The organism is Streptacidiphilus jeojiense, assembly GCF_000719095.1.
Taxonomy (GTDB): domain Bacteria; phylum Actinomycetota; class Actinomycetes; order Streptomycetales; family Streptomycetaceae; genus Streptacidiphilus; species Streptacidiphilus jeojiensis.
The window spans coordinates 1-25,603 of the sequence record NZ_JOEH01000047.1 but is presented as its reverse complement, the minus strand read 5'-3'; the positions used below and the strand labels follow the sequence as shown (position 1 = coordinate 25,603).

Here is a 25,603-nt window from a genome sequence, read left to right as displayed (position 1 = left end):
AAGGCATCAAGCGAAGGGTCTCAGTTCAGTGACCGAAGTGCGCATCGATAAGGGCCGCGTCGAACTCCCCTCGGGAGAATGGGGAGTTGTCCCCGAGCAGAACCGCAGGGAGCGCGGCCACACCTTCTATCCACCGTTCGAGGACCTGGCGAAGATCCCGGCCCTGTATGCCACCGATGGCCAGGCGGTAGAAGAGAAGACCATATATCTGCACTACTTCACCGGCGGATCTGACTGGTATATAGCGGAGTTGGACCCGAAAACGGGAATGGCGTTCGGCTGGGCGCGCGTCAACTACCCCTCCGGCGAATGGGGTTACGTGAACCTCATCGAGCTCGAAGAACTCTGCATCGCCCCCCGCGCCGTGAGCCAAGGCGGGCGACTGGTCGGCATCTACCCTCAGATCCTCGTGGAGCGCGATCTCCACTTCACCCCGACGCTCGCGCGGGACTGCCTGCCCGACGACTACTGACCCACGAACCTCCCTGGTCAGTCCATACAGTCGATCGGAGAATCCCGTGCAGTCCATCCTGATCACGCCCAACGCCGAAAGCGCCGAGCTCGTTCGCCCAAGTCTGGAGGACTACGCCAGGCGGACCGACAGCATCAGCTTCCAGATGCTGGACGACCCCGACGCCCTGGCCAGCGTCTTGAAGTCCATGATTACCGACCTGTGCCACCTGGCCGACGCCGCCGAAATCCCGGGCGATCGAGAAGAATTGGTCATGCGCGCTTACCGGGAATACCGCACCGAGCGCGCTTATGAAGCACTCGACACCGACGAGTAAAAACGGCGCGTGGGGGCGGACGCCCCGCCCCCACGAACCCCAGGCCGAGGGAGGGCAACCCACGGCCGAGCCCACGAAGCACCAACCGAAAGGCACGCCATGCAGCCCCCGAACGCCATCGTCGCCCCCGACCGCCGGGAGACTCGCCCGGCTGAGTCCTGGGAGATGAACGAAGCGCACGAAGAGAACGACCGGCGCGACGTGGCGCAGCTCCTCGCCGCCGCAGGCTTCCGCCGAGCGGCCCTGGGCCGGTTCTCTTTCACCACCGCGAGCGGCTTCTACGTCCGGACCAACCGCGCCCGTACCGAACGCTGCGGCTCCCACCAGGTCAACATCCTGTTCAAGGTCCGCGACTACAACCCGGACCAGGCAGCCCTGCACGCCAATTTCTGCCGCCGATGGTCCGCCGCAATCGCGGACCACGGAGGTTGGGACGTCAGCTATGACGCCGAGTACCCCGAAGGCGGAATCACCGTCACCCGCCGGTAATCCCCCCCGCCGCCCCCGGTTTCCACCGCCGGGGGCGCGCGGCGGCGGGCGCGGGGGCGACGGCATCGAGCCGCCGCCCCCGCGGCTGCCGCGCGACCCGCCCCGCCTCAGCCAGGTAAGCCGCTCGCCCGATGGAGACCCCGCTCTGAAACCCCTCACACTCCGTTCCCTGTACGCCGCCAGCAGAGACGCCGATGGGCAGCTGTCGCTGTACGACGTCGGCCCCGTGACGCTATGCCTGGACGAGCTGACCAGTGCCGAGCTGACCCGCGAGTGGGGGTGGTTGATAGACGCGTCCCTTCCCGCTGACCGGCACCCTCTGTGGCGCCTGACTGCTCGTGGCTTCCGCGTCCACCACCCGACGGCCGGCCTCCTGGGGACGATGGTCCAAACCGCCGTCACCGCCATCCATGTGGAGTGGTACCACCCCGAGATGGATGACCACCTCTACGTCGGGCAGGCGCAGCGACTGCGCCACGGCGCGGCCTACATCACCGACGCCCGCAGACACCACGGGTATCCCGTGCCAGCTGACCCCCCGCCGGCCGCCACCCCCGCATTCGAGCCGCCTGTCCGACCGGGGCCGGGCGAGGTGGCCCGCTACTGCGGCTCCCTGGCCGAACTGCGCGGCCAGCTGGTGCGCGTGGAGCACTGCTACTGCGACGAGGACTTCTGCGCTGGATACCGTGCGGAGCCCCTGGAGCGCGGCAGGGATGGGGCCGTTCATGTGCGCCGGACATCGTTCGAGGCGGTGGCCGAGGGCGCTCAAGAGAGCGTCGATCCGCACCGAAAGAGCTTGACTTAGAACCCCTAAGGCTATATAGTTGTACTTGTTGGAAGGGGAGGGCAACCCCGACCGGCACCCACGAAGAACCTCCAGTGCGAAGGACCGAAGTGACTGTAACTCTCGCTGCGCGCACCCCCTCCCGCAACGCCTCCCTCGGGGAGCTCGCCGCACTCCTCCAGGACGAGCACCACCGCAAGCTGGACGTGGTGGCCCCCGCCTCCACCATCCGCGCCGAAGACGGGCGGCTGATCATCCAGGGCACCGCCCACGAGCTGAGCCCCACCGGCGTCACCACCCGCGCCGGAGCCTTCCGGCCCACCGGCGTCTGCGAAGCCGGCATCGCCGAGAAGCTGGGCATCCCCGTGGGCTACCTGCGCAAGGTCCGCACCGAGGCCCCGGAGCTGTGGGACGCCAACGTCAACGGATGGCTTGACCGTACCGACCGCTCCTTCATGGTGCGCACCCTGCTCCCGGGCGACCAGGGCGAGGGCGTCGCCCGAGCGATGCTCTCCACCGGCTACCGGATCATCGACAACCTGGACATCCTGACCGCCGCGCTGGACGGTGTGCGCAGCGCCGGAGTTGACGTCCGGATCGACAGCTGCGACCTCTCCGACAAGCGGATGTACGTCCGCATCATCGCCGACCAGGTCCGCGCCTACGCGCCCAAGCTGCTGCGCAACTACCGCTCGCCGTTCACCGGCGACAGGGGAGCGGACAACCCCGTCGTCTTCGCAGGCTTCGAGATCAGCAACTCCGAGACAGGGTGCGGCGCGTTCACCATTACCCCCCGCTTGGTGTTCAAGGTCTGCAACAACGGGATGACCATTACCCGGGATGCGGAGCGCAACGTCCACCTGGGCGGACGCCATGACGACGGTGTCGTGAAGTGGAGCAACGAGACGGTTGAGCGCGTGTTGCAGGTGGTCACGTCGAAGACCGCGGACGCGGTGCGGACGTTCCTGCGCGAGTCCTACGTTCAGGAGCAACTGCACCGCATCGAGTCCACGGCGGGAACGCCGATCACCAACCCCGAAGAGACGATCACCACCGTCAGCAAGGCGCTGCGCTTCAACGAGGACACCCGCGCCGCCCTGTTCAACCACTTCATCGCCGGTGGCGACGTCACGGCCGGGGGAGTGCTGCACGCGGTCACCTCCGTCGCGCAGACCCTGCCCGACGCCGACGAGGCCCACGACCTTGAGGCCCAGGGACTGCGCGCCATGGAGCTGGCGGCAGCTGCCTGACCTTCCGGCGGCGGCACCTCGCGGTGTCGCCGCCGAGCGGCCGGCCCGAGGGTCATTGCCGGGCCGCGCGCCGGTCGGGCGGGGATCGACCCCGCCCGACCGGCCAACCCCGCGGGCCGTCCGGAGGGCAACCGGGCGCACCCGCGCGACACCCACGAAGACCACCCTGCGGAGCGTCACGTGACCACCATGATCAACCTTCTGCACAGTCCCCTGGCGATGCCAGCCGATCAGCCCCTGACCGTCGTCTACTACGAGGACCTTGAGCTCTCCACCGGCGTCGCCTACCGCGCCCACGTCCACTGCAGCGGCCAACAGCTCGGCATCATCGAGAGCTGCGGCACCGGTGAGTCGCAGTTCCTCCCGGCCGACCTTGAGAGCTACGACTTCAACGACTTCCGCACCTTCGTGGCCAGCTGCCTCTTCAAGGGCGAGCCGGCCACCGACCAGCAGGTGCACGAAGCGCTGATCGAGGAGTACGAGGTCTCTCTCGCCATCGCGGCGGCGGCCGAGCGGGGCAGGCTGCTCGCCCGCGAGGTCACCGACGGATTCAGCACGACCCTGACCACCGTGCCCCGGGCACTCCACCCGCACGGCCACGACGAGGCGGCAGCCCAGCTCGCCCGCCTGTCCCACCGTTCATGGGAGATGTGGACGGGATACCGCTGGCAAAGGCTCCCGCAGACGCAGCCCGCCTGACCGGCCGCGGCGCGGGTGAGGCCGCATCGAGCGGCCCCACCCGCGACCCGCCACCGCCGCGCCGCCATCCGAGCAGCGGCGAGCACAGCAACACCGCACCGACGCCGGAGGGCAACCGGCCGAGGCGCGCACCCCACGACGGCACCGCCGAGGAGCAACCGCACCATGTCCAGCCACAGCTGGGAACACTCCCGCACCCCCGACCACCAGAACCCGCTGCCGGTCCGCATCCCCTACCAGCACCTGTCCGCGATTGCGGTCATCGACTGGCACGACTACAACGGCGAGCCCCTGGCCCGCTTCTACGCCCGCCACGGCCACCCGCACGTCGTCATCCCCACCGTCGCCGAATACCTGATGACCTGCCGCCAGCAGGAGTCAGACCCGGAGCCCGCCGAGTTCGAGACCTTCGCCCAGATCCTCGCGCTTCGCATGGACGAGACCGGGACCAGCCGCCGAGACCTCCCCAGCAGCACCCGCTACTACTACCGGCTCGTTGCTCACTGCGACTTCGCCACGCAGCCGGCCGACCCCCTCCACTGGCACGATCCGCAGCGCGGTCTCCAGGTGATCGCGCAGCGCCGCACCGACGGGGACCACCGCAGCGGCTCCGGCGACCGTACCCCTTGGCTGACCGTGCGGACCCTGACCACCCTCAGCGCGGTGCTGGCCGACGCCGCAGACCAGCTACGCCGCCTCGCCGCCGTCCAGCCCAGCAGCAGCGGAGAGGCCAGCCGCACTCTGCTCAAGCACGCCGACCTGATCGTCCAAGCCGCCTGCTTCACCGAGCTGGCCCGCACGCTCGGTCCGCGCCGGTGACGAACACCAGCGCCGTCAGCGAGGCCCCGCACACTGGCGGTGCACCTCGGAACGAGGAGGCCACGGCGACCATCGTGGCCAGCGTCCTCGGTCTCTGCGCGTTCTCGGTCTCCTTCACCCACGTGCAGACCGTCGCGGTGCAGTCCGGCCAAGGCGGGTGGGTCGCCGACGCCATCGCCGCCAGCGTCGAGCTGATGGCCACCGCCGCCATCACCGAGATCCGCCGTCGCCGCCGGCGCGGCCAGCCGACCGGCTGGCCGCGCGGCGTCCTCGTCCTTGGCGTCGCCATGAGCCTGGCCAGCAACTTGGCCACGGCCCAGCCCACCGTCTGGGGATGCGTGATGGCCGCCTGGCCGCAGGTGGCGTTCCTCGCTGTTGCCGCCCTGATCGAGACCCGTACGGAGCCCGTACGGACCGGCCCCGTACGGACCGAGCCCGTACGGACCGAGCCCGTACGGACCGAGCCCGTACGGACCGAGCCCGTACGGACCGAGCCCGTACGGACCGAGCCCGTACGCACCGAGCCCGTACGCACCGAGCCCGTACGCACCGGCCCCGTACGGACCGAGCCCGTACAGCGGCGCGGTGCCCCCGGTTCCTCTGCTGCGCCGCGACAGCCGCGTGGGGCGCGCGAAGGCGTACGGGAGGCGGACGACGGCCGCAGTGAACGGGGTGACGACCGCAGGGCAGGCACCGCGGGGCGCCCCACCCGCGCCGAGGTCGTGCAGATGCTGCAAGCCGAGATCACCGCCGATGAGGACTGGACGCCGGACTACGCGGAGCTGACCCGCACCACCGGCTACGCCCGTTCGTGGTGCGAGAAGCGAGTCGGCGAGGCACGGCGGGCCGTCGAGGACGCTCGCACCCAGCCGTTCGCAGAGGCGATCCGGACCGAGCCACCCACGGGCACCCAGCCCCCCGGCGACGAGCACCAGGACGTCGGAGCGCTCGCATCGGTCACCACCATCCCCAGCACACCCAAACCGGCGCGAAGCACCAAACAGCCATCCTCGCCCGGCAGCACACGACAGAAGGCACGAGCATGATCACTTCATCGACCATCGCCCGCAGGAGAAGGCTGCGCGGTTATGACCACCTGGTGTTCAGCCTCTCCGGAGGCAAGGACGGACTCGCCGCACTGGACAGAGGCGTCGCCCTCGCCGACGACGCAGGGGTGTTGGACCGCGCCGTCGCCCTTCACTGCGATCTCGGTTCTGCAGAGTGGGAGGGCGCCGCGGACCTTGCCCGTGCTCAGGCCGAGCACTACGGCGTCGCCTTCGAGGTCCGCCGCCGCGAGCAGGGGACGCTGCTGGACATGGTGCGCCACCGCGGCATGTGGATGAGCCCCCGGGCCAGGTACTGCACCAGCGCGATGAAGCGGGACGTGGCCCGGAAGTTCTACACCGAGCTCGCCCGCAGCACCCCCACGCCTGGCCGACCGGCCCGGTTGCTGACCGCGCTCGGCATCCGCGCGGAGGAGAGCCGCGCCCGCGCACAGCGGCCGGCGCTGGCGGTGGACCGCACGGTGAGCACCAGCCGGAAGGAGGTGACCGTCTGGCACCCGGTGCTGCGCTATAGCACCGACCAGGTCTGGCAGGCCATCCGGCGCAGCGGCGCACCCTCGCACTCCGCCTACGCCCACGTCAGCCGCCTCTCCTGCCGGCTGTGCCCTCTCGCCTCACGCCGAGACCTGCTGGTCTCCGCCCGGCTGAACCCCGAACTGGCCGCCGAGTACGCCCAGGTCGAGGACGAGATCGGCCACCGCTTCCGCAACGACTGGTCCATGGCCCAGATCGTCGAGGAGGCGCAGGAGCTGCCGCCGGAGGCGCTGACCCGGGAGCACCCGCTCGCCGCCTGCGGCTCCGGCGGGACCTTCCGGTTCAAGGTCGGGTGCGCGGCGTGAGCAGGATGCCGGTCGCCCTCAGCTTCGGCATGGGCATCGACAGCGCCGCCATCCTGGCGCGCTGGCTGGTCGAGCCGGCCAGCCGCACCTTCCCGCTGGAGCAGCTGACCGTGGTCACCGCCATGACCGGGGACGAGCCGGACGTCACCCGAAAGCTCATGGAGCGGCACCTCCTGCCGCTGATGCGCGAGCACCAGGTCCGCTACGTTCAGCTGGCCCGCGCGTCCCAGGCAGGCGGGTATGTCGTCCTGGACGACTCCCGTGCACCGCAGCGAATGATCATGCGCGGGCCGTGGCGACTGTCCGACGAGCTGATGGCGAGCGGCACCGTCCCCCAGGTCGCCGCGAAGCGGCGCCTGTGCAGCTGGCGGGCGAAGGGCGACGTGCTCGACCGCTGGTACGCCACAGAGTTCCGCGGCCAGCCGTTCCGGCACGTCCTTGGCTTCGCCGCCGAGGAGACCCGGCGCGCGCTCCGGGACCAGGACTACGCCACCGCGAACCGGCGGCCCGAGTACCCGCTGATCACCGACTGGTCATGGGACCGCGAGGACTGCGACGCCTACCTCCACGCGCTGTTCGGCCAGAGCTGGTCTCGCTCGGCCTGCGGCTACTGCCCCTTCTCAGCGAGCCGGCGCGGCTTGCCCGAGCTGGTGCAGCGCTGGCGGGCCGAACCGGACGTCGGTGCCCTCGCCCTGGCGCTGGAGCACACCGCCCTCGCCCTCAACCCGCGCTCGCGCCTCTTCGGCAAGCTCTCCGCACGCCAGGTGGTGCAGGACCACGGCCTCGCCGACGTCCAGCGCCGGTTCGAGGAACGCCTCGACCACCCCGGCCAGCAGTGGACGCTCTACGACGTGCGCCGGATCATCCACCCGCGCCGCGACGACCCGACCCGCAAAGGTGCGGCCTGGCGCTCGGTCGGCATCCACCACACCGGGAGCCGCCGGGAAGCGGACGAGGCGATGACCTGGCTGGCCCGCAAGGCGGGCGTGCCGGTGACAACTGACCAGTACGGCATCCGGCGGGCCGAAGTCGTCGCCCGCAGAGCAGCTTTCCCCGCCGTCGAGCACAGCCTCGCGGTGGCCCCGGCCGGGGCGGTGCCGAAGCAGCGCGCGGGGTTCGAGGTCTGGTGGGACAGGCTGCTCTCGGAGCAGCAGCAGGCGCCCCCCAGCGGCTCCGCGCTGACCATCGCCGCATAGCGGCTTCACGACGATGACGGCGACCGGCGGCACGTCCCCCGAGGGGGTCGTGCCGGCCTCAAGGACCGGCTGGGCAAGCCGCCGGTCGCCTCCCACGAGGACACCAGCAGGTGCGATCTCGCAGCAGCTAAATTAGCCCATGACGCAGGTGCCCCGCGGCGGGAACCTGACCAGCTGCATCAGCCCGAAGACGACGATCTCCGGGATGCGGGTCATCCGCCGCAGGTTGCGCTTCGCCACCAGCCCCGAGGAGACCGATCACCATGTCCGCCGAGACCCCGCCAGCGCCCACCACTGCGCGCCTGGACGGGCTCCCCGACGAGATCACCGCACAGGAGATCGCTGGAGCCCGCGGCGTGTCCGTCGCCACCGTGCGGAACTGGATGATGAAGCTCCCCGGTTGGCCCGACTCCGTCGGAAAGCGCGGCAAGGCGCTTCTGTACCCCAACACCGCCGTCGCCCAGGTGCTGGCCGACAACGAAGCCGGCCGCATCGACACCAGCGGGCTCGGCGACGACCCCGCCGAACTGGTCACGCTGCCCACCATCGCCGAGCGCACGGGACTGCCCCAAGGGACCGTCAGCGCCTACCCCGCTCTCTACGGCCCCGCCAGCAACGACCCCTTCCCCGCAGGCGACTCCCTGGGCCGCCGCCGGGTGGGCGACGTGGCAGCCTGGCTCTCCCGTCGCACGACCCTCGGCGGCATCCGCCCCGTGGCCGCCGCCACCGGCAAGAGCGCCACCCCGGCCGCCTCCAAGACCAAGATCACCGAAGGCGATATCGACATCAACGGCATCCAGGAGGAGACCGGGCTCGGGCGCGAGGCCGCCAAGTCCCTTCTGCGCCGACCCGAGCTCGCCGCCATGTCCACCGGCAAGGTCGGGCGCAACCGGATCTGGCCCCGCGCGGCACTGCTCGCAGAGCTCAAGAAGCTGGGCTACAACGTCCGCAGCGAGAAGCCCGCCAGGCTCACCGCTGCGGAACGCGCCTGGCTCAGCGAGCCGCGCAGCGCCAGCGAACTCGCCGAGCACTACAGCGTCACCATCGGGGCCATCACCCACCGGCTGCAACGCGCACGCGAAGCCGGCGCCCAGGTGCCGGAGTCTGTGGACCCCACCGCGACCGTCAAGAAGTACGACCCCGCCGAGTTCGACGGTTTCTGGAAGCGCTGAGCCCACCCGCGCCGAGCGCAGATGTGCCGATGCCCGGCACCAGGTCCCGCAGCGGCCGGGGATGGCACGGGCGGCGCCCGCAGCGCCCGCGGTGACATGAACCCCGCCGCTGACCCGCCACGGACAGCCGTCGCCACAGGTCAGACCCGACATCGCCCACCATGCCAGCGAACCCAGCGGGTGCCCTGATCAAGTTCCTCAACAGCCCCGACCTCATGGACGAGGCCGCACAACTCCTGTTGGCCTGGACCCGCGGAGCGATGTCGGCCTACAGCTGGTACCGGGAACCGGGGTCACCAGGTCGAAAGTGAAGACCATGCTCAATCGGTCTGCGGCGCACCCGCCCCCGTGACCTCCGACGGCGGCAGGGACTTCAGCACCGTCGGAACGCCTTGCGCTCCGGCCCTGGACAGCAACGTGGCCAGTGCATCAGCTTGGACGAAGCGCGTGAGAACGCCGGCTGTCTCTCCGCCCGTCTTGATGTGACCCGCGTTCACACCCGCCAAGAGAACGTCATCGACGTCGCCGGTTGCCACGACGTCCCAGGTCCTTTCCTTCGGTACGAGGACGAGCACCGGGGAACCAGACATGCCGTTCCAGCTGAACGAGTGGCAAAGCACCTCACCGGGAAACTTGCTCCCTCCCACCTCGGCCGCGTATCGGGGGTCCGTAGCAATTACGCCTCGGACAAGGATGGGGCGGTCAGCCACCTCTTGCCCGACTTCTGGGTAGCCCGGCGTCACGACAGTGCTGTTGACCCCCACCCGACCGAAAGTGACGTCAGCGGTAGTCGCCAGCATGGTCACAGGGAGGCTGTTGAACACTCCCGTGCCCGCGAGGCTCTGGCCTGCACGAAATGGCACATCGAGCGGTAGTACTGCCAGGTCCGTCTGCCGATCAGTGGGGAATACCGGCTGCGGGTTGTTGACGGTGAGCTCCTGGGTCTTCGTCCCTAGGAGGTCCATCACGGAGGTCTGATACTCGCCCTTCACCGTTACCGAGGCGAGTTCCCAGCTTCCGGGATCTACGAAGCCACGGTCGAGCACGTGGCGATTCGTGACGAGGTACCGGTTCGTTACAGCGTCGGTAACGATGAAGCCGGAGCCACCCCCGATCCGACCGGTTGTAGCGCCATAGAAGGAATCAGTGATGAGGCGGACAGCTGAGTAGAGGGTCCGCGCATCGATCTTGGCCATGCCGCATCCTCCCATTCCGGCAGCTGGTTGGGCTCATGCAGGCGATGACTCGTCACGGCGTACGTGCTTCCATCGCCGCAGCGGTTACGGCGGGTCCGTCGCGGCCCCGGCCGCAACGGCTGCCCCATCGACGACCGCGACCACGGCAGGCCCGGTGCCAGTGGCGGCCTCCAAAGGCTCGGACGCCTCGTTCGCCACCCGCGCGGTCACCGGATTTCTCTCCGACTCCGCCTCCGCAGTCGCCAGCGCGCCGCGCACGTCCGACAACGTCAGCCCCGTCAGCGCCGCGATCTGATCACGCGGTTCACCCAGGCCGACCAGCATCCGCAGCGCGCGCCGCGCCGCCGCCTCCGGCTGCGCCGCGGCGGCCTCCGCGTCCGCGAGGATCTGCGCCGCCTTGGCCTGCGCCCGCGCCCGCAGCTCCTCCGCTCGCGTCGTCCCCTCGAACCAGTCGGCGAGCGCCGACTCCACCATCTGCTCGTGCGCCAGACGCAGGGCATCCCGCCTGCCCTTGGCTTCCTGTGCTGCCTTTAGCGCCGCCGACCGCGACGCGGAAATTCGTCCACTCATGCGCAGCACCATAACCGCAGAAGCCCAGGTAGAAAAGCCTCTCTGTCGCCTCCGGAGAAACAACGAGAAATGACGAGAAGTAATGAGAAGCGAGCTGCGAAAAAATCTTCGCAGTCGCTCAAGCAGGCCGTCTGAGCTGCGCATAGTCCAGCCGGATCAAGCCATCCAGACACCTCTTGCAGATATTCTGAGCATGGCCCGCTGCGCGGATATAAGCTGCTCCCATGACACGATCGGGAGCAGTGGAAAAGGCGGCGCGAATAGCGTCGTCCCCTCGCTGTATCCCGGCTGAATTGAACCGGCGGTGGTCGCGTTGATGACCATCCACAAGCTCACGTCGGGCACCGGCTACACCTACCTGACGCGGCAGGTCGCGGGCGGCGACGTGCAGCGCCAGCGGGGCCAGTCGGCTGCCGACTACTACACGGCCAAGGGCAACCCCCCCGGGGTCTGGGTGGGCTCCGGCGCCCCGCTGCTGGACCTGGCCGGGCAGACCGTCACTGAGGAGCAGATGAAGCACCTCTACGGTCTGGGTCAGCACCCGGACGCGTCGCGGATCATTGCCGCGTACCTGGAGGCGAACGTCACTGCCGACATGGGCAAGGAGCAGCGGGAGAAGGTCGTCGCCGCCGCGGTGAAGTCTGCGACTCTGGGCCGGCCGTTCCCCGAGTACAAGGCTCTGGCGTCGTTCGAGTCCCGCGTCGCCGACCGGCTGGAGGTGCTGGAGAAGCAGGCGAACCGCACGCCGACCGCCGCGGAGGTGGGCAAGGTGAAGCGGGAGGAGTCCGCGCGTCAGCGCGCGGCCGTGGCCGGCTTCGACGTGGTGTTCGCGCCGGTGAAGTCCGCCGCCCTGGTGTGGGCGTTGGACGAGCGCGAGGAGGTCCGCGGAGCCGTGCGCCAGGCGCACGAAGCCGCCCGGGATGCTGCGCTGGAGCTGCTGGAGGAGCACGCCGCGTTCACCCGCACCGGCTCCACCGGGCAGGCCCAGATCGAGACGAAGGGCTTGATCGCCGCCCAGTTCGACCACTTCGACTCCCGTGCGGGCGACCCCAACCTGCACACCCACGTCGCCGTCTCCAGCAAGGTCATGGGCGTGGACGGGAAGTGGCGGGCGCTGGACGCCCGCGCCCTGTACGCCACCACGGTTGCCGCCAGCGAGTTCTACAACACCCGCTTCGAGACCGAGCTCACCGCCCGCCTCGGCGTCACCTTCGAGGCCCGCGAGACCCGCGGCAAGAAGCAGCCGGTGCGCGAGATCGCCGGTGTCCCCACCGCGTTCATCACCCACTTCTCCGCGCGCCGCACCGAGATCGAAGCGCGCTACGAGCAGCTGCTGCGCACCTACCGCGCCGACCACGGCCGCGACCCGTCGAAGGCGGTCGCGCACAAGCTGGCGCGGCAGGCCAACCTGGACACCCGAGAGGGCAAGAAGGCCGCCCGGTCCCTGGAGGAGATGCGCGCCGACTGGACCCGCAGCCTCACCGAGGCGCACGGAGCCGACGCCGTTCAGCAGGTCATGGCCGCCGTCCCCACCCCCGCCCAGCCCACCGAGCCCGCCGCCGCCGTGGAGCACGACTTCGCTGATCTCGCGGACCAGGTGATCGCCGCAGTAGGGGAGGAGCGGGCGGTGTGGACGATGTGGAACGTCCGTGCCCAGGCCGAGCGCCTGGTGCGCGACCTGGCCCCCGCCGACCGTCAGCAGCACGACGCCTGGACCACGGCGGTCGTGGCCGCCGCGCTGGCCCCCCAGCGCAGCGTGCAGGTCACCGCACCCGCTCTGATCACCGAGCCGACCGAGCTCCAGCGCTCGGACGGCACCTCGGTCTTCGAGCAGCACGCGGGGCTGCGCTACACCTCGCAGGCCGTGCTGGACGCCGAACGACGCGTCGTCACCGCCGCTCTGACTCCCACCGCGGTCGGTCTGTCCGGACCCTTCGTCACCGCCGCGATCGACGGCTTCGAGAGCCGCGGAAAGACCCTGGACGAGGGGCAGCGCGCGCTGGTCACCGGCTTCGCCACCGACCCCCGCATGGTCGTCCTGGGCCTTGGCCCGGCGGGCTCCGGCAAGACCACCGCGATGCAGGCGTACGTCCATGTCGCCGCCCAGGCCGGCCAGCGCGTCATCCCCCTGGGCACCTCCGCGGCATCCGCCGCCGTGCTGGCCAAGGACCTCGGCCGACCGGCCGAGAACCTGCACAAGTTCCTGTGGGAGTACACCGACGGCCCCGCCGCGACCGCACTCCAGAACGGCGGCCCGGTGCCCCGCAGCCGCGCCTCCTACGTGCTGCGCCCGGGGGACGTGGTGCTGGTGGACGAGTCCGGGATGGCCGGGACCGCCAACGTCGATGCCCTGGTGAAGTACGCCGCCGCCCGCGGCGCGGTCGTGCGCCTGCTCGGCGACTACCGCCAGCTCTCCTCGGTGGAAGCGGGCGGCATCCTGCGCCAGATCCACCACGAAGCCGGCGCCTACGAACTCACCGAACTGCACCGCTTCAACAACAAGGACGAGGCCGCCGCCACCCTCAAGCTGCGCGTCGGCAACGGGTCCGGTCTCGACTTCTACGAGCGGAACGAGCGCATCGTCGGCGGGTCGCGGCAGGCCATGGTCGATGCCGCCTACCAGGGCTGGCGCACCGACATGCTGGCCGGGAAGACCACCCTGATCAGCACCGCCACCAACACCGACGTCACCGCCCTGTCCGCCCGCGCCCGCGAGGACCGTGTGACCGCTGGCCAGGTCGAGGCCGACGGCGTACTGCTGGCCGACGGCAACCGCGCCGGCCGCGGCGACTGGATTGTCACCCGCGACAACAACCGCAAGCTCACGACCACCAGCGGCCGGGACTTCGTGAAGAACGGCGACGCCTGGGAGGTCGTCAAGCGCCACAAGGACGGCTCGCTCCGCGTCCGGCACCTAGACCACCGGGGCCGCCTGACCCTGCCCGCCGACTACGTCGCCGCCAACGTCCAGCTGCTCTACGCCTCCACCGTGATGCGCTCCCAGGGCGGCACCGTGGACACCGCCCACCCGCTGGTCACCGAGGACATGACCCGCGAACAGCTGTACGTCCAGCTCTCCCGCGCCCGCGAGAAGACCACCCTCTACACCGTCACCCACGAACTGCTGGCGTTCGACACCGACGAGCAGATGGACGCCACCCGCCACGACCCCGACACCTTCGCCGCCCGCGAGGTGCTGGAACGCGTCCTGGCCCGCGAAGGCGCCCAGCACTCGGCCACCGACACCATCGCCGAAGCCCAGGAAGAGGCGGTCTCGCTGGCCACCCTGGTTCCGCGCTACGACCACGCCACCGACACCCTCACCCGCCAGCACTACACCCAGCTCACCACCACGGTCCTCGGCCCGGACCTCGGCCAGAACATCACCGAGGACCCCGCCTTCTCCGCCGTTGCCCGCGCCCTGCGCACCGCCCAGGGCCAGGGCTGGCAGCCGGAGCAACTGCTCGCCGCCGCCGCCCGCCAGGGCGACCTGACCGCCGCAGACTCACCCGCCCAGCTCCTGGCCTGGCGCATCAACCAGCACACCGAAGACCACCAGGCCCCCGCTCACCTGGAACAGCCCACCGCGGCCGACGCCACCCGCTACGCCGCACTCCTGGGCCTGACCAGCACCGCCTTCACTCCCGAGACCGCCACCCGCACACCGCAGCTGCTGCGCACCGTCGCCGCCTCCGGCACCACCCCCGCCGGCAATCCCTACGTCTCCGCCGCCGACCTGGACCGCTACGCCGCCGCCGTCGCCGAGCGCTCGAACACCACCGCGGCGGCCGTCGCCCAGCACCGCGACTGGCCGCAGCTGGCCGCCGTCCTGGTCGCCGCCCACCAGGCCGGCCACGACACCAACCTGCTCCTCGACACCGCCCACGCCCGCACCACCCGCAGCGACAACCCGGTGCACCACCTCACCACCGAGACCACCGAACTCGCCGTCCAGCGCGGCATTCCCGCCGACGAGCACCGCGTCCCGGCAGCCCTGCGCCACCAGGCCGCCGCCCAGCACGCCCTGGGCGACCACCTCGCCGACCAGGCCCGCGCCGAAGCCGCCTGGCCCGCACTGGCCGCTGCACTGCGCCGCGCCGAGACCGCCGGTCACCAGCCCGGCCACCTGCTCCACCAGGCTGTCGAATCCCGCCCGATCGACGGCGCGGACAGCGTCAACCTGCTCCTGGCCTGGCGCATCAACCGCTACCTCGCCACCGCCCCCACCACCGACCAGCGCACCACCGACCGCCAGGCCGAGCAGTGGCGCACCCTGGCCTGGACCCTCAAGGCCGCCGAGAACAGCGGCACCGACCTCAACCACGCCCTCGCCAGCGCCTCCGGCGGCCAGCTGGAGCAGCTGCTCCAGCACGGCCGCGTCCTCCAGGACGCCGGTGCCACGTCGCGCCGGGACCTGCCCGGATGGGTGGCCGCGCCCCAGCACCACCCGGCCATGGACCAGGCCCACCGCACCTATCTGGACGACCGCGCTCAGCTGATCGCCGACCGCATGACCGCCCTGGCCGAGCGCGTCACCACCAGCCGCCCCGACTGGAGCCAGAGCCTGGGCCATGCCCCCGCGGACCCGGCCGCCCGCACCGTCTGGACCCAGCACCTGGCCACCATCGCCGCCTACCGCGACCAGTACCAGGTCACCGACGACAACCCCGCCCAGCCCGCCGGCCCCTACATCGAACAGGGCCGCCACGGGCACACCGCCTACTGGGCAGCAGCCGCCTCCGCTCTCGCCGCCCGCCAGCTCAGCCGCACCGGCACCGTGCCCACCAGCACCACGCCGACACCCGACACCACCGCCCGCGGTCGGCTCGCCGCCGACGTCTTCCAGACCCTCACCCCCGAGCAGCAGCAGACCGTCATCAACGACATCGCCACCCGCACCGGCGCCACCTGGCTCCAGCACACCCCCGTCGCCGACAGCGCCGCCCTGCGCTTCGTCACCGTCGTGGACCCCCTGACCACCGTGATGACCGAACACGGCCACCTCACCCCCGAAAGCCGCCCGGCCCCGGCCGACACCACCGCACCGAGCACCGCCGAACCCAGTGCGGCAGCCGAGCCCAGCCTCGCTGACCGCCGCCGCGCAGGCCGCGCAGCCGAACGCGCCGCCCACCGCGACCAGGTCCAAGCCCGCAACGGCCGAACCGTCCGAAGCAACACCCCGACCCCCCGCCCCGCCCAGCCGCAACAGTCGGCCCCGCGCACCGACAGGCGACCCGAGCAGCCCCCGATCCAGCAGCCGCCGCGCCAGCGCCCGGACCAGCAGGGACCGCGCATCCGGTAGCACCGAAGCAGCAGCACACCCCCGGTGGTCTGTGCTAGAACAACAGCCACATCCAGGCCGAAGGCCCGGATGAGCACCGGGGTTCCGGCGGACCCCGGGCCGGTGGCCACCGTCGCTGGGCGGCCAACGCTAACGGGGCACAGCTGGCAGTCGGCGGCTTGAGCGGCCCCCCGACGCCGGCTGTGCCCCGTGTCTGGGCTCTCGATGATGCGGAGCCGGGTATCGCGATCCGTTCCCCACATTGCCCGCTGCGGAGTCCTCAACTCCGCTGCGAGGTCGTTGTCAGGAGTCGTTAGGCAGCACTCTCCCTGCCGGGCAGTTCAGTCAATGAGCGGTACTCAATTCCGCTCACCATCCAGAGACGAAGTGCGCGGTGCGTGATCAGCCGCCCCTCTCCCCGGCCATCCTCGCCAAGGGCGTCGACCTGCAACACCATGCGTTCCCCAGTCTCGCCAACCTGCCAGAGATCTAGGAGAACGGTCCGCCGACACGCCCGCATCGTCCGGCGGGGGTTGCGCCAGTGAAACTGGACGACACCGCCGTTGAAGGACGCCAACTGAAGCCGACCGGACTGGTAGAACTCACGGCCATCCCAGATCCACATCATGTGCCCGTGCTCGCGCTCACGGCCGTCGATTTGGGTGGGCGACATGCTTGCATGCTGGACCTCGACCACACAGCCAGTGACGGTGACGATGTCAGCCCGGTGCTCGCCTCGGCGCTGCTCGCGCTGGCGCGGCCCGACCATGCCGAGCCAGTAGTTGTGCCAGAGCATGGAATCACTCAGCTCTGCGGACATGCCGCCTCCTCCTTGAACATCGAGGCCAGGTCGCCCAGGCCCAGGTCTTCTGCGCCAATGCCCATTTCTGCAAGCTTCGCCATGGCCTCGGTGTCGCTCGCGGCCTGCTTGAACACAGTCACGGCCTTTTCGAGTGTCTTCAGCTGCGCTACCAAATCGGGAAGCTGATCGCGCATCAGTCCACGGAACTCTCGGCTCTCGCGTTCGACTTCGCGCAGACGCTTGTCCTCCGTCTTGATTGCTGCGATGCGTCGCGCGACCTCCACGCGTCGAGCCTGGATCAGATCCAGGGGAAGGAGCGCCAACTGCTCCGGCCCAAACCACAGACCGGGACCTGGCGTGGACGGTGGACCCTGTGGCGGAGCGAGAGGGCCGGGCTGCGGGGGGATGATGGTTCCTGGCGGCGCGGTCCCAGTAGGGCCTGCCCCCGGCTCCTGGGTGCCTGTAGGACCTGCCTTGCAGCCTGTTCCGCCATCTACGTCAGCGGTGGCGAACTTCATGCACAGCTCGGCTTCCAGCGTCTTGACTGCTGGCCCCATGATCGACTCAATGTACTCAGCCGCCGCCAACTCGCCGTCCACAAAGGCATCCAGGATGCGGCGCAGCAGCTGGGAGTTGCGAGCCTCCCGTTGCGGCTCGTCCAGTAGATCTGCGTAACACTCTGTGAGCCACTGCCGGGTGTGAGCGGAAGAAGTGGCGAAGCGCGATGGATTGCTCATGCCATGGCCTTTCCACGTGCGCGATACTGGGTGATTTGTTCGACCCATGCGGATGCCTCGGCGTGTGCGCTGATGAGTTCTTCGATCGTCTCCTCATCCGCAACGTTCACGATTTGGGCTGGTCCCATGGATACCAACTTGCGGAGCCACTGCACTCGTTGTCGGACCTGCAAGCGAATCCTGTCATCATGAGGTAGCTCCAGGCGTGACTTTCGGTCCCCGTCCTCTTCGCCGCCGCGGCGAAGTTCAGCCATGCAGTCTCGGAGCCTGCTCTCGGTGGTCGGATCGGCGTCGAATGCTTCTGCAAGGAACTGTGAGTCGAGCACCATGGACAGGACTTCGGCGCGGACATCAGCGCGTTGCAGTTGTTCTGCGATCTTCGCCGGTGATGTGGTGGCGACTGTGTTGGGTACGGGCCGTGCACCGATTGAAGCGCGATACTCGGCCGCAGTGATCCTCTTGCGGTCTGGTTCTGTGATCAGACTGAAAAGGATCTCGAAGCGCTGCTCAGCCCCGATCTCGGCTTTGCCGTCCTCCGTCATGGAGTGGCCGAGGGCAGCCTCGCGCAGAACTGTGTACGAGACCGCTACCCCCGAGTCGGCGACCCGTCGGCGGATTTCCTGGGTGCAGAGTTCGGCGACCGCACGGTACTCCCTGGCTGTACCGCTTGCGAGTCCGATGGCCGAGGCGAACTTAAGGATCTTGTTCCCGCGTCCGGTCTCATCCTTGCCCTCCGCTGGGGGGCAAATTTCCAGGAGGAGATCGCCAACTTCGAGACGGGTGTGCAACCCCTCGCTGGTGAGCATGTCGTCGCGCGATAGCAGTCGCCGGCCGCGCTCCACTTGCTCGCCGGAGAAGTCTTCCCCCGGCTCATGCCAAATGCTTTCCATGGCGCAAAACGTATGGAGTGCCACTGACAGTGGCCCGGCATCTGTTCACCCATTTGGCCGTACGGGCTGCCATCATCACCCAATTGGGGGAGGGTGTCTCGCGCCGATGTGCTGCCATGTGAAGCGCGTTCCGGCTTGGTCGCTGTCCCCTTGCCCGAGTAACTGTCAATATTGGCAAGCCAGTTCTTTCAGCTTGGTCTCGCATTCGGCTTGGTCGCACTACGCGTCGGTGTCGTCCTCGAAGTGACGCCGAACCGCAGTTCGGATCTCGTCGGCCGACTGGGAGGATGGCCTGAGAGCTTCCACGCCGGCACGTCCGGGGTGTAGTTCATCCCATCGAGTCCGAAGTCCCTGCGATCCCCTCACCACTCGCATGCCGATCCCCGTCGCCACCGTGTTCCATACGGGCCGGTGATCGCCTATCAGCAGGCGCTCGGCCCCATCTAGGAACATCTCTTCCACGGGGAGGTAGCGCGTCTGAAAGTCGGGAAGGTTCAGGTTGTTGCACTGATCGATCGACTGGCCATAGGTACGCAACCTCCTGCGCATCCCACCTTGTCCGTCCACCTGGCCGCCCTGCCGTCGCCAGGGTGCTCGAACGGTTCCCACATAGAGCGGTGTCAGGCAGGCGGGGAAAGAAACCGGCTGGTAGAGGTCAAAGGGGCCTGTGTAGTAGAGGGCAAAGATTCCACAGCCACTGTTCGACTGGAGCTCACGAGCTAGCGGTACCGGTGGAGCGGACTCCAGCGCCCACTGCACACTTCGCTCCAGGTTCTCTGGGCGTAGCGGGTTAAACGGTGCGTCAAGTTCGCTTGAGCCTGTCGCGTCTGGCTCCCGAGTGAACTGCCGACTACCGTCGTCTGCCCGCGGTCCCGGTGCAGTCAACCTCTCGCGGTCTCGGCCTTGTTCGAGGAGCGGGAGGCATGCACGGCTGTCCACCCCGGTGACCCTGCAAATGGCGATAACGGTCTCGACCGATGGCACAGGTCGGCCCCGGCGTGCGTTCATCGCCTGGCTTGCAGTGGTCCTGCTCAGTCCGCACTCCCTGGCCAGCCGCTCCACGCTCCAACGCTTGGCGGCCCTTGCCTGCGTCAGCTCGGCCGCGAGTTCCGCCAAGAAGTCGCGTTCTGCCATGCCAGCCCCCGTGTACGTGCGTCTGTTCAAGAGTGTTCAGCATCGTATGAGCTGAACATCCTAACGCCCCGAATGGATGACATTGGACTTCCAAGGCTCTAGATGGAGGTTCTCGATATGTCAGGCACGCCGTACTTGGTCCCGCTCCTGGTGGTAGTGATCACCGCACTGGTGTCCATCATCTGCGGGATCACGGCCGGGCTCCTTAAGCGTCTTGATGGAGGGAGCGTGCCGGCGTCACTGATGATGGCGGGCGGAGCTGTAGGAGCCTGCGTGACGGTCGGCCTCATGGCGATGGGCCTTATGTGGGGGCGTTGAAGAACCGTCCGTCTCCACAGAGGTGCAGGCGGCAGGCTGAACAGGAGCCTGCCGCAGTGGCCGCGTCACCGCAGCAGCCGCAACCGGGCGCCGACCGGGGCTATGCGCCGCCGCCGGAGCGCTTGGCCATCGCGGCGTCGAAGCAGCTGCTGTATCGCTTCGACGCCTCCGCGGCCACCGGTTCGAATTCGGCCCGCAGAGCAGTGGACTCCTCGGCCCAGTCGTCCCAGGCGAGCGCTGGGGCTGCCAGGTCCATCAGGCCCAGGAATGCGGTGCCGACCTGGGTGATCCAATACGCCCGCTGCATGTGGAGGTTGGCGAAGTCGTAGCCGATCTGGCCAGTCTCCCAGTGGGTGTAGAGCAGGATCGGCTGCATGAGGCTCGGATGGCCGCCGGCGTTCGAGAACATGGCGAACGCCGGATATCCGCCCGCGTCGGTGAGGTGCTTGTCGAACAGGAGCTGACGGTTCGGCTTCTCCACCTGCGGATAGCCCCGCTGCGTCCACAAGGTGTCCAGCGACTTCTGAAGCGTCGACTTGAGCTTCCGCCAGCGCACCGCGTGTTTCCGCAGCTCCGGGTTACCAGACGTCTTCGCCGCCTTGTACCAGTGATCCTCGCCCCTGCCAAAGAGGTCGATGGTGTCCAGCGTCAGAGCGAGTGCCCGCGCCTCCAATGTTCCCTCGGTGCCGTTGACCAGCCACGCGACAAGGGCTTGCGTCTCGTACAGACAGCGCAACTGTGCGAACGCCGACGTCGACGCCCACGCGCCGAGCAGTGCAGTAGCCGCACCTGCGGCCTCGGCCGCGACAGTCAGCAGTGTCAGCACCTGTTGGTCGGCCTTCGTCGGAATGGGGAAGGGGAACGCGGGGTCGCCAGTCACTCCCTCCTGGAAGACTGCCTGAATCCTGCGCTGCGCCACGTTCTGAGAGAAGTTCGACACCAGGCCGAAGGCCGCCTGGTGGAGTTCCCTGTCGGCTAGATCAGCCGGCGCTCGCCCTTCAACTTGGCTGCGTTCATCCGGTAGTTGGAACGTCTTTCCCCACACGGGGATGAAGTGGCTGAGCATGCTCCGGCCCTGATCCGAGTGCAGCATGTCCCAGATCTCCTCGACTGAGACCGGGGACATGCCCTGGGACGACGCGAAGGAGTTGTACGCCTCGGTCAGCGTCTCCATCTGTGCCCGACCTTCATCGGTATCGAACATCGCCAGCAACTCGTCCGACGTGGGTTGTTCATCAGCCATGGCCGCAGCGTCGCACAATGGCCACCGGGTGGGTTACTGAGTATCCGAGAGATCGGCTCCAGTGCTATACGGGATCGCGTTGACCAGACCGCAGGCTGCTGCCGCCTCGTTGCCGGACACCGGCCCCGCGACTACGAGCGCAGCAACCTTGGTCACGGCTGACCAGTGCGGAGACAGTAGGCCCTCGGCTACTTCCCCGTGCCGCCAGTAGTCGTGGGGGGTCAGCGCTGTGCCGTCTCCCAGCATCATGACTAGCTGCTGCGCTCGTCCCCAGTCATTCATCCCGCCGCGCTCGGCAAAGAACATCCGCTCGGGTGTCAGCAGCTCCGTCACTCGCAGGGACCACTGGTGGGCTCTCACGCCGGCCGCGAGCACCGTCAGCGCAGTCTTCCTGGTGGCGCCCGCGAACGACACCCCGACGTTTGCGCCCTCCACCCGCGTCACCTCCCCACAGTCACGGACAAGCGTCATCGTCTCCAGCTCAATCGACGGGATGTGCACGCCGAGGAGGAAGGCTGCCACGGCGTGGCCGGCCTCGTGGATCGCCACAGCGGCTTCGAGATTCCCCGAGTCCAGCGCTTCGCCGTGCTCTTGGCAGCAGATGTCCCGCTGCGGTGGTGGGTTGAGGTACGGACCTTCGCCACGCCAAAAGTACGGTGGATGCGGAGCAGTAGTGGCGGTGGGCGCGACAGTCCAGACGTCATCCATCCGAGTCTGCCTGCCGAAGCATGTCGATGACCTCCTGCGGGGTGGCACCGCTGGCGACGGCAGCTTCGGCGTTGGAGACCATCGCTTCGATGCGGGCCTCCGTGCTGGCAACCAGCTTCTCGGCCTCCGCATGGAAGCCGGCCAGCATCTCCTTGGCACGGTCCTGGATGACGGAGCGGGCGTGCTGTGCCGCGATCTGGTCTGCGTCGCGCGCAGGGAGTTGTTCCAGCGCTGAGGCGTAGTACAAGCGGTCGTCGGTCGTCGGGAGTGGTTCGTCTCCACGAACCCACTGCTGGAGAACCTGGTTGCTTGCTACCTGGCAGCCCGGGGCGATCTTGATTGATGCGCCGCTGCCCTGGGGCAACCCAAGGAGGTGGGCGGGCGCTACGTCCAAGACGAGCGCGAGAGCCAGCAGCTCATCCACCGAGACGTCTCGGCGGCGGCGTCCGTCCCTGTCGGGTCGCCCCGACTCGATGTTCGCCAGCACTGAATTGGTGAGGTGGGGGACACCGCGTAGCGCACAGGCGTCAGCCAGGTCCTTCACGCTCCAGCCCCGTCGGCCGCGCGCTTCCTTGAGGCGGGCTGCGACTACGTCGCTGGCGGCGAGAGGCGTCGAGACGGGCTGGGGTGTCACACCATCCTCCAATGTGTCGTATCGACATCATACGTGGATCTGCCCTCCTGTCGATATGACGGCAGTAGTAGGGCGCAGACTGCCAAGTGCCCCGCGCTGTGTTGCGGAAAAACTAGGGCATATGGCGCATTCTATGACGGCTGACTATGTCGATATGACAAATATCTATGTCTTCTTGACATGAAGAGTTGGGTTGATCGAAGCTCCTCTCAAGTCGAAACGACAGCAGAGAATGTCGATACGACATAGACCCGTGAGAAGAGTGCATCGTGACTGAGTTGGATCACCTTTGGACCCACGAGGAGACGGCAGCGTTCCTCAAGGTCCAGCCGAAGACGCTGTACCAGATGAACTGGAAGGGCACGGGGCCGCAGAGCGTCCGCGTGGGCAAGTACCGCAGGTACTGGGCTCGGGATGTGAAGTCCTGGCTGCGGCAGCAGGGTGCGAGCGGCAGGGGGCAAGCATGAACTCCCGCAAGGCGAGCAGCGCACCTCGGCGCCCCTGGTGGTCCCTAGCGGAAGCTGCTGACGCGCTTGGCGTGAAACCGGCCGACTTGCTCGACCTCGGAGTCTGCGGCTGGGGGCCGAGGTACGTCCAGGAGCAATGGGGGCGTAAGTACCGGCCTGCCGATGTGCGGGCTTGGGCTGCGAAGGGGAGCTGCACGGCCGGCGAGGCGCGCGGGTGAAGCGACGGCCAGCCACTGGTGCAACCGCTTGCTTCGGCCCGCCGCGAGCGCCGCCGGAGCTGGCGGCGAAGGCGACAGCGCAGGCGGAATCCCCCCAATCCAGGAGCCAGGACAATGAACAATCAGACCTACGACAGGTATGCCCAGAAGCCTTCGGAAAAGTGGATCGGCCACCTCTGGATGGCGACGTGGAAAGATAAGGATGGTTTCTATGCGCGGGGGCAAATACGCGATGTAGCGCCAGGGAAGTTGCTGGTGCGCTGGCTTGGCCGCCGACGCAGGGCGGACGAGTGGGTGGGCCTCGACAGCGGAACCTTCAAGCGCTCGGCTGTCCGCGACTTCCTCGATTCCCCTCCGAGGGAAGGAGGCCGAATTGGTTGATGACTCGGCCCCCCTCCCGCCGGAATGGGAGCAAGCGATTGACGAGTGGGTGGAGCTTCACCTTGAGACCTCTCCGCACTGGGGAATTGAGCGCTGGGAGGAGATTGGTGAGATCCTTGGCGTGAAGCTTCGCCCGATGTGACCCTAGTCGTTCCAGATGGGCTTCAGTCGCTTGACATCAGGAGTCCGGTTTCCCTTGACGCCAGGGGAAAGTTGAACCGCGATGAACATCTTGAATAGGATCGACCGCTTTTGGGAGAGATCGTACTCGCCACTCTTCCACTTCTTTAGGATATCGCCTGGGGCTTCAGTGCCCTGGGCGTTTTCCTTTTCCCAGCTCAATCTTTCCTGCTGTAGCTCTTTGATGTCTTGTTCTAGTCCTGGGGCGTTCCGGTAAAAGATCCCGTCCCCGATCACGTCATCCTGCCACTGCTGCTCAAGGGTTCGCAGCTTCTCGATCTTCGTCCGAAGCTGTCCCTCGCGGGGCCAGGTGAACGCGCGGGGCTCGTAGGTCACCTGCGCGCGAGCCAGTTTTGCGAAGAGCAACTTTTGCAGCTGGCGGTCGATGACAGGGCCGGACATTGCATTCCGCCTGCATCCCTGGCAGGTGTAGTTGTAGGGGCTCAGTTTGGATTTCGTGGCAGCGCCAGTGATGGAGTGATTGCAAACCCGGGTGCGTATATTCCCTGATTCATCCTCCTCCTCTACGAGGTTGACGCACCGAAGCAGTACGCTGCCGAGGTACTTCACTTCCTTCTTTACGCCTGTGATGCGCGGCGTGCCTGATCCCCGAGCGAGCCATGTGCTGCCGTCGCTGAAGGTAGCGCATACCGCACGCCATTTCTCTGGAGTGGTGACGGTCTGCCATTTCCCAACTAGCGGCTCGCCGAACTCATCGAGGACCAGAACTCCTCGGTTTGCCCGGAATCCACACACGCGCGGAGCAGTCATCATCTGGGTGAGCGTCTGCCCGACGATCTTGCCGCCCCTGGTGCCGACAAGATTTTGCCTCTTCGCTTCAAGGCACAGGGTTGAGACCGCTTTTCCCTTAATCCGTTCGTCGATGGCCCAGCTCAGAAAGTCGGACTCGGCAGGGCGAAGTGTTTCGCGGTCTTCTTCCCAGCCGAAGGGGCGCGGTCCGCTATGCGGCAACCCATCCAGGATTCGGTCCTGATGCCAGTCCCGGATGCGGCGCTTCTTCTTCATCGACTCGACCTTATTGACGAGTCCCATGACGCCAGACTTGATGATCTCGCCCTCCTCCGTCAGGTCGCTTGAGCCTGATGGAGTCCAGAACAGCCGGCCGTTGATCGCTGTGAGGGCTTCTACGAAGTCCTCCCAGTCTCGATCGGTTCTCTGGATGCGGTCCTGGTCTACGCAGATCACACCGTCGATCCGGTGTCCCTCCGGGGTCACGCCCCTTCGGAGGTCGCGCAGCATGGCCTGGAAGTCAGGTCGCACGACGTCACGCTTCGACGCTGAGAGGTCGTTGTCGGTGTACCGGTAGACGATCACCGTGTTGAAGCGGGCGGCGTTCGTGTCGTTGCGACGGTGCTGGTTCGCCACGCCCTTGCCGGCGGTCCAAGCGGACCGGGCCGCCTTCTTCTTGCTGTGAGCTCGCCAGTCGTCCGAGATTCGGGAGTAGGCGATCAGCAGCGTGGCTTCCGGGCGTTGCTTCTCCAGCTCGTCCGGGCTGGCCAGGCCAGCGGGCATGCCCCTCAGGACAAGGTCGTTCGGGCCTGCTGCTGCGTCTTCTTCTATGTGGCCTTGCGGGGACATCGAGGTGGTTCCTTTCCGGTGCACCTCTCATGCCTTCCTGCCAACGCGGGTCACGTCTGCTGGCGTGGTGTATTGACGGCCAGTCGGTGATCTGGTTGTGAGGTTAGGCGGTGAGGGCGGTCGGGTCGGTGGTGTCGGTGGGTTG

General features: G+C 68.0%; 24 protein-coding genes. 14 read left to right on the top strand and 10 right to left on the bottom strand.

Going from position 1 to position 25,603, the window contains the following annotated elements; translation table 11 throughout:
- Nucleotides 1-28: 28 nt before the first annotated feature.
- From IF29_RS44190 to IF29_RS0138570, 11 genes are all read left to right on the top strand, one after another.
- On the top strand, nucleotides 29-472 hold the full coding sequence (locus IF29_RS44190) for a hypothetical protein (protein ID WP_051726598.1): 444 nt from the start codon (nucleotides 29-31) through the stop codon (nucleotides 470-472).
- 46 nt (nucleotides 473-518) lie between these two features.
- Nucleotides 519-788 (top strand): hypothetical protein, encoded by a 270-nt coding sequence (locus tag IF29_RS0138620; RefSeq protein WP_030266228.1) that lies wholly within the window; start codon nucleotides 519-521, stop codon nucleotides 786-788.
- A gap of 165 nt (nucleotides 789-953) precedes the next feature.
- A complete protein-coding gene (locus IF29_RS0138615; protein ID WP_157624152.1) occupies nucleotides 954-1,277 on the top strand; it encodes a hypothetical protein in 324 nt (107 codons plus the stop codon).
- 382 nt (nucleotides 1,278-1,659) lie between these two features.
- Nucleotides 1,660-2,082, top strand: coding sequence for a hypothetical protein (locus tag IF29_RS0138610; protein ID WP_157624151.1), 423 nt, complete (start codon nucleotides 1,660-1,662; stop codon nucleotides 2,080-2,082).
- 89 nt (nucleotides 2,083-2,171) lie between these two features.
- Complete coding sequence (locus tag IF29_RS0138605) at nucleotides 2,172-3,311, top strand: hypothetical protein (RefSeq protein ID WP_030266217.1); 1,140 nt, start codon at nucleotides 2,172-2,174, stop codon at nucleotides 3,309-3,311.
- 219 nt (nucleotides 3,312-3,530) lie between these two features.
- A complete protein-coding gene (locus IF29_RS0138600) occupies nucleotides 3,531-4,010 on the top strand; it encodes a hypothetical protein (protein ID WP_157624150.1) in 480 nt (159 codons plus the stop codon).
- A gap of 165 nt (nucleotides 4,011-4,175) precedes the next feature.
- The gene (locus tag IF29_RS47190; RefSeq protein WP_030266212.1) at nucleotides 4,176-4,829 is read left to right on the top strand and encodes a hypothetical protein; all 654 of its coding nucleotides are present in this window, start codon (nucleotides 4,176-4,178) and stop codon (nucleotides 4,827-4,829) included.
- Nucleotides 4,826-5,875, top strand: coding sequence for a DUF2637 domain-containing protein (locus IF29_RS47185; RefSeq protein ID WP_051726597.1), 1,050 nt, complete (start codon nucleotides 4,826-4,828; stop codon nucleotides 5,873-5,875). Before IF29_RS47190 ends, IF29_RS47185 begins: the two co-directional genes overlap by 4 nt.
- Nucleotides 5,872-6,732 carry a phosphoadenosine phosphosulfate reductase domain-containing protein gene (locus IF29_RS0138585; RefSeq protein ID WP_084715490.1) on the top strand — a complete coding sequence of 287 codons (861 nt, stop codon included), beginning with the start codon at nucleotides 5,872-5,874 and terminating at the stop codon, nucleotides 6,730-6,732. The genes IF29_RS47185 and IF29_RS0138585 overlap by 4 nt, the downstream gene beginning before the upstream one ends.
- Nucleotides 6,729-7,928, top strand: a complete 1,200-nt coding sequence (locus tag IF29_RS0138580) for a hypothetical protein (RefSeq protein WP_157624149.1) — start codon at nucleotides 6,729-6,731, stop codon at nucleotides 7,926-7,928. Before IF29_RS0138585 ends, IF29_RS0138580 begins: the two co-directional genes overlap by 4 nt.
- A gap of 263 nt (nucleotides 7,929-8,191) precedes the next feature.
- Entirely contained in the window at nucleotides 8,192-9,100 is a 909-nt protein-coding gene (locus IF29_RS0138570) for a hypothetical protein (RefSeq protein WP_030266192.1), read from the top strand.
- A gap of 320 nt (nucleotides 9,101-9,420) precedes the next feature.
- Here IF29_RS0138570 and IF29_RS0138565 read toward each other — a convergent pair whose 3' ends face one another.
- On the bottom strand, nucleotides 9,421-10,296 hold the full coding sequence (locus tag IF29_RS0138565) for a trypsin-like peptidase domain-containing protein (RefSeq protein WP_030266189.1): 876 nt from the start codon (nucleotides 10,294-10,296) through the stop codon (nucleotides 9,421-9,423).
- Between the two features lie 84 nt (nucleotides 10,297-10,380).
- Complete coding sequence (locus IF29_RS0138560; protein ID WP_157624148.1) at nucleotides 10,381-10,866, bottom strand: hypothetical protein; 486 nt, start codon at nucleotides 10,864-10,866, stop codon at nucleotides 10,381-10,383.
- Between the two features lie 316 nt (nucleotides 10,867-11,182).
- Here IF29_RS0138560 and mobF point away from each other — a divergent pair, with 316 nt between their 5' ends.
- On the top strand, nucleotides 11,183-16,168 hold the full coding sequence (gene mobF, locus IF29_RS48705) for a MobF family relaxase (protein WP_030266183.1): 4,986 nt from the start codon (nucleotides 11,183-11,185) through the stop codon (nucleotides 16,166-16,168).
- Between the two features lie 292 nt (nucleotides 16,169-16,460).
- Here the strand turns inward: mobF and IF29_RS0138550 are convergent, their stop codons facing one another.
- From IF29_RS0138550 to IF29_RS0138515, 7 genes are all read right to left on the bottom strand, one after another.
- Nucleotides 16,461-16,967 (bottom strand): hypothetical protein, encoded by a 507-nt coding sequence (locus IF29_RS0138550; RefSeq protein WP_030266180.1) that lies wholly within the window; start codon nucleotides 16,965-16,967, stop codon nucleotides 16,461-16,463.
- Nucleotides 16,952-17,686 carry a hypothetical protein gene (locus IF29_RS46590; RefSeq protein WP_157624147.1) on the bottom strand — a complete coding sequence of 245 codons (735 nt, stop codon included), beginning with the start codon at nucleotides 17,684-17,686 and terminating at the stop codon, nucleotides 16,952-16,954. The genes IF29_RS0138550 and IF29_RS46590 overlap by 16 nt, the downstream gene beginning before the upstream one ends.
- Nucleotides 17,683-18,576, bottom strand: a complete 894-nt coding sequence (locus IF29_RS0138540; RefSeq protein ID WP_157624146.1) for a hypothetical protein — start codon at nucleotides 18,574-18,576, stop codon at nucleotides 17,683-17,685. Before IF29_RS0138540 ends, IF29_RS46590 begins: the two co-directional genes overlap by 4 nt.
- Nucleotides 18,577-18,795: 219 nt before the next feature.
- Entirely contained in the window at nucleotides 18,796-19,710 is a 915-nt protein-coding gene (locus tag IF29_RS49135; RefSeq protein WP_084715488.1) for an Eco29kI family restriction endonuclease, read from the bottom strand.
- 418 nt (nucleotides 19,711-20,128) lie between these two features.
- Nucleotides 20,129-21,271, bottom strand: a complete 1,143-nt coding sequence (locus tag IF29_RS0138525; RefSeq protein ID WP_030266166.1) for a hypothetical protein — start codon at nucleotides 21,269-21,271, stop codon at nucleotides 20,129-20,131.
- Between the two features lie 33 nt (nucleotides 21,272-21,304).
- Nucleotides 21,305-21,979, bottom strand: a complete 675-nt coding sequence (locus tag IF29_RS0138520) for a hypothetical protein (RefSeq protein ID WP_232242814.1) — start codon at nucleotides 21,977-21,979, stop codon at nucleotides 21,305-21,307.
- Complete coding sequence (locus IF29_RS0138515; RefSeq protein ID WP_157624145.1) at nucleotides 21,972-22,403, bottom strand: hypothetical protein; 432 nt, start codon at nucleotides 22,401-22,403, stop codon at nucleotides 21,972-21,974. The genes IF29_RS0138520 and IF29_RS0138515 overlap by 8 nt, the downstream gene beginning before the upstream one ends.
- A 479-nt stretch (nucleotides 22,404-22,882) precedes the next feature.
- Here IF29_RS0138515 and IF29_RS0138510 point away from each other — a divergent pair, with 479 nt between their 5' ends.
- Nucleotides 22,883-23,080 carry a helix-turn-helix transcriptional regulator gene (locus tag IF29_RS0138510; RefSeq protein ID WP_157624144.1) on the top strand — a complete coding sequence of 66 codons (198 nt, stop codon included), beginning with the start codon at nucleotides 22,883-22,885 and terminating at the stop codon, nucleotides 23,078-23,080.
- Nucleotides 23,081-23,412: 332 nt separating this feature from the next.
- Nucleotides 23,413-23,679, top strand: coding sequence for a hypothetical protein (locus tag IF29_RS46585; protein WP_157624143.1), 267 nt, complete (start codon nucleotides 23,413-23,415; stop codon nucleotides 23,677-23,679).
- A 144-nt stretch (nucleotides 23,680-23,823) separates the two neighbouring features.
- Here the strand turns inward: IF29_RS46585 and IF29_RS0138500 are convergent, their stop codons facing one another.
- Nucleotides 23,824-25,392: a recombinase family protein gene (locus IF29_RS0138500; RefSeq protein ID WP_030266152.1), complete on the bottom strand. Its 1,569-nt coding sequence runs from the start codon at nucleotides 25,390-25,392 to the stop codon at nucleotides 23,824-23,826.
- Nucleotides 25,393-25,603 lie beyond the last annotated feature (211 nt).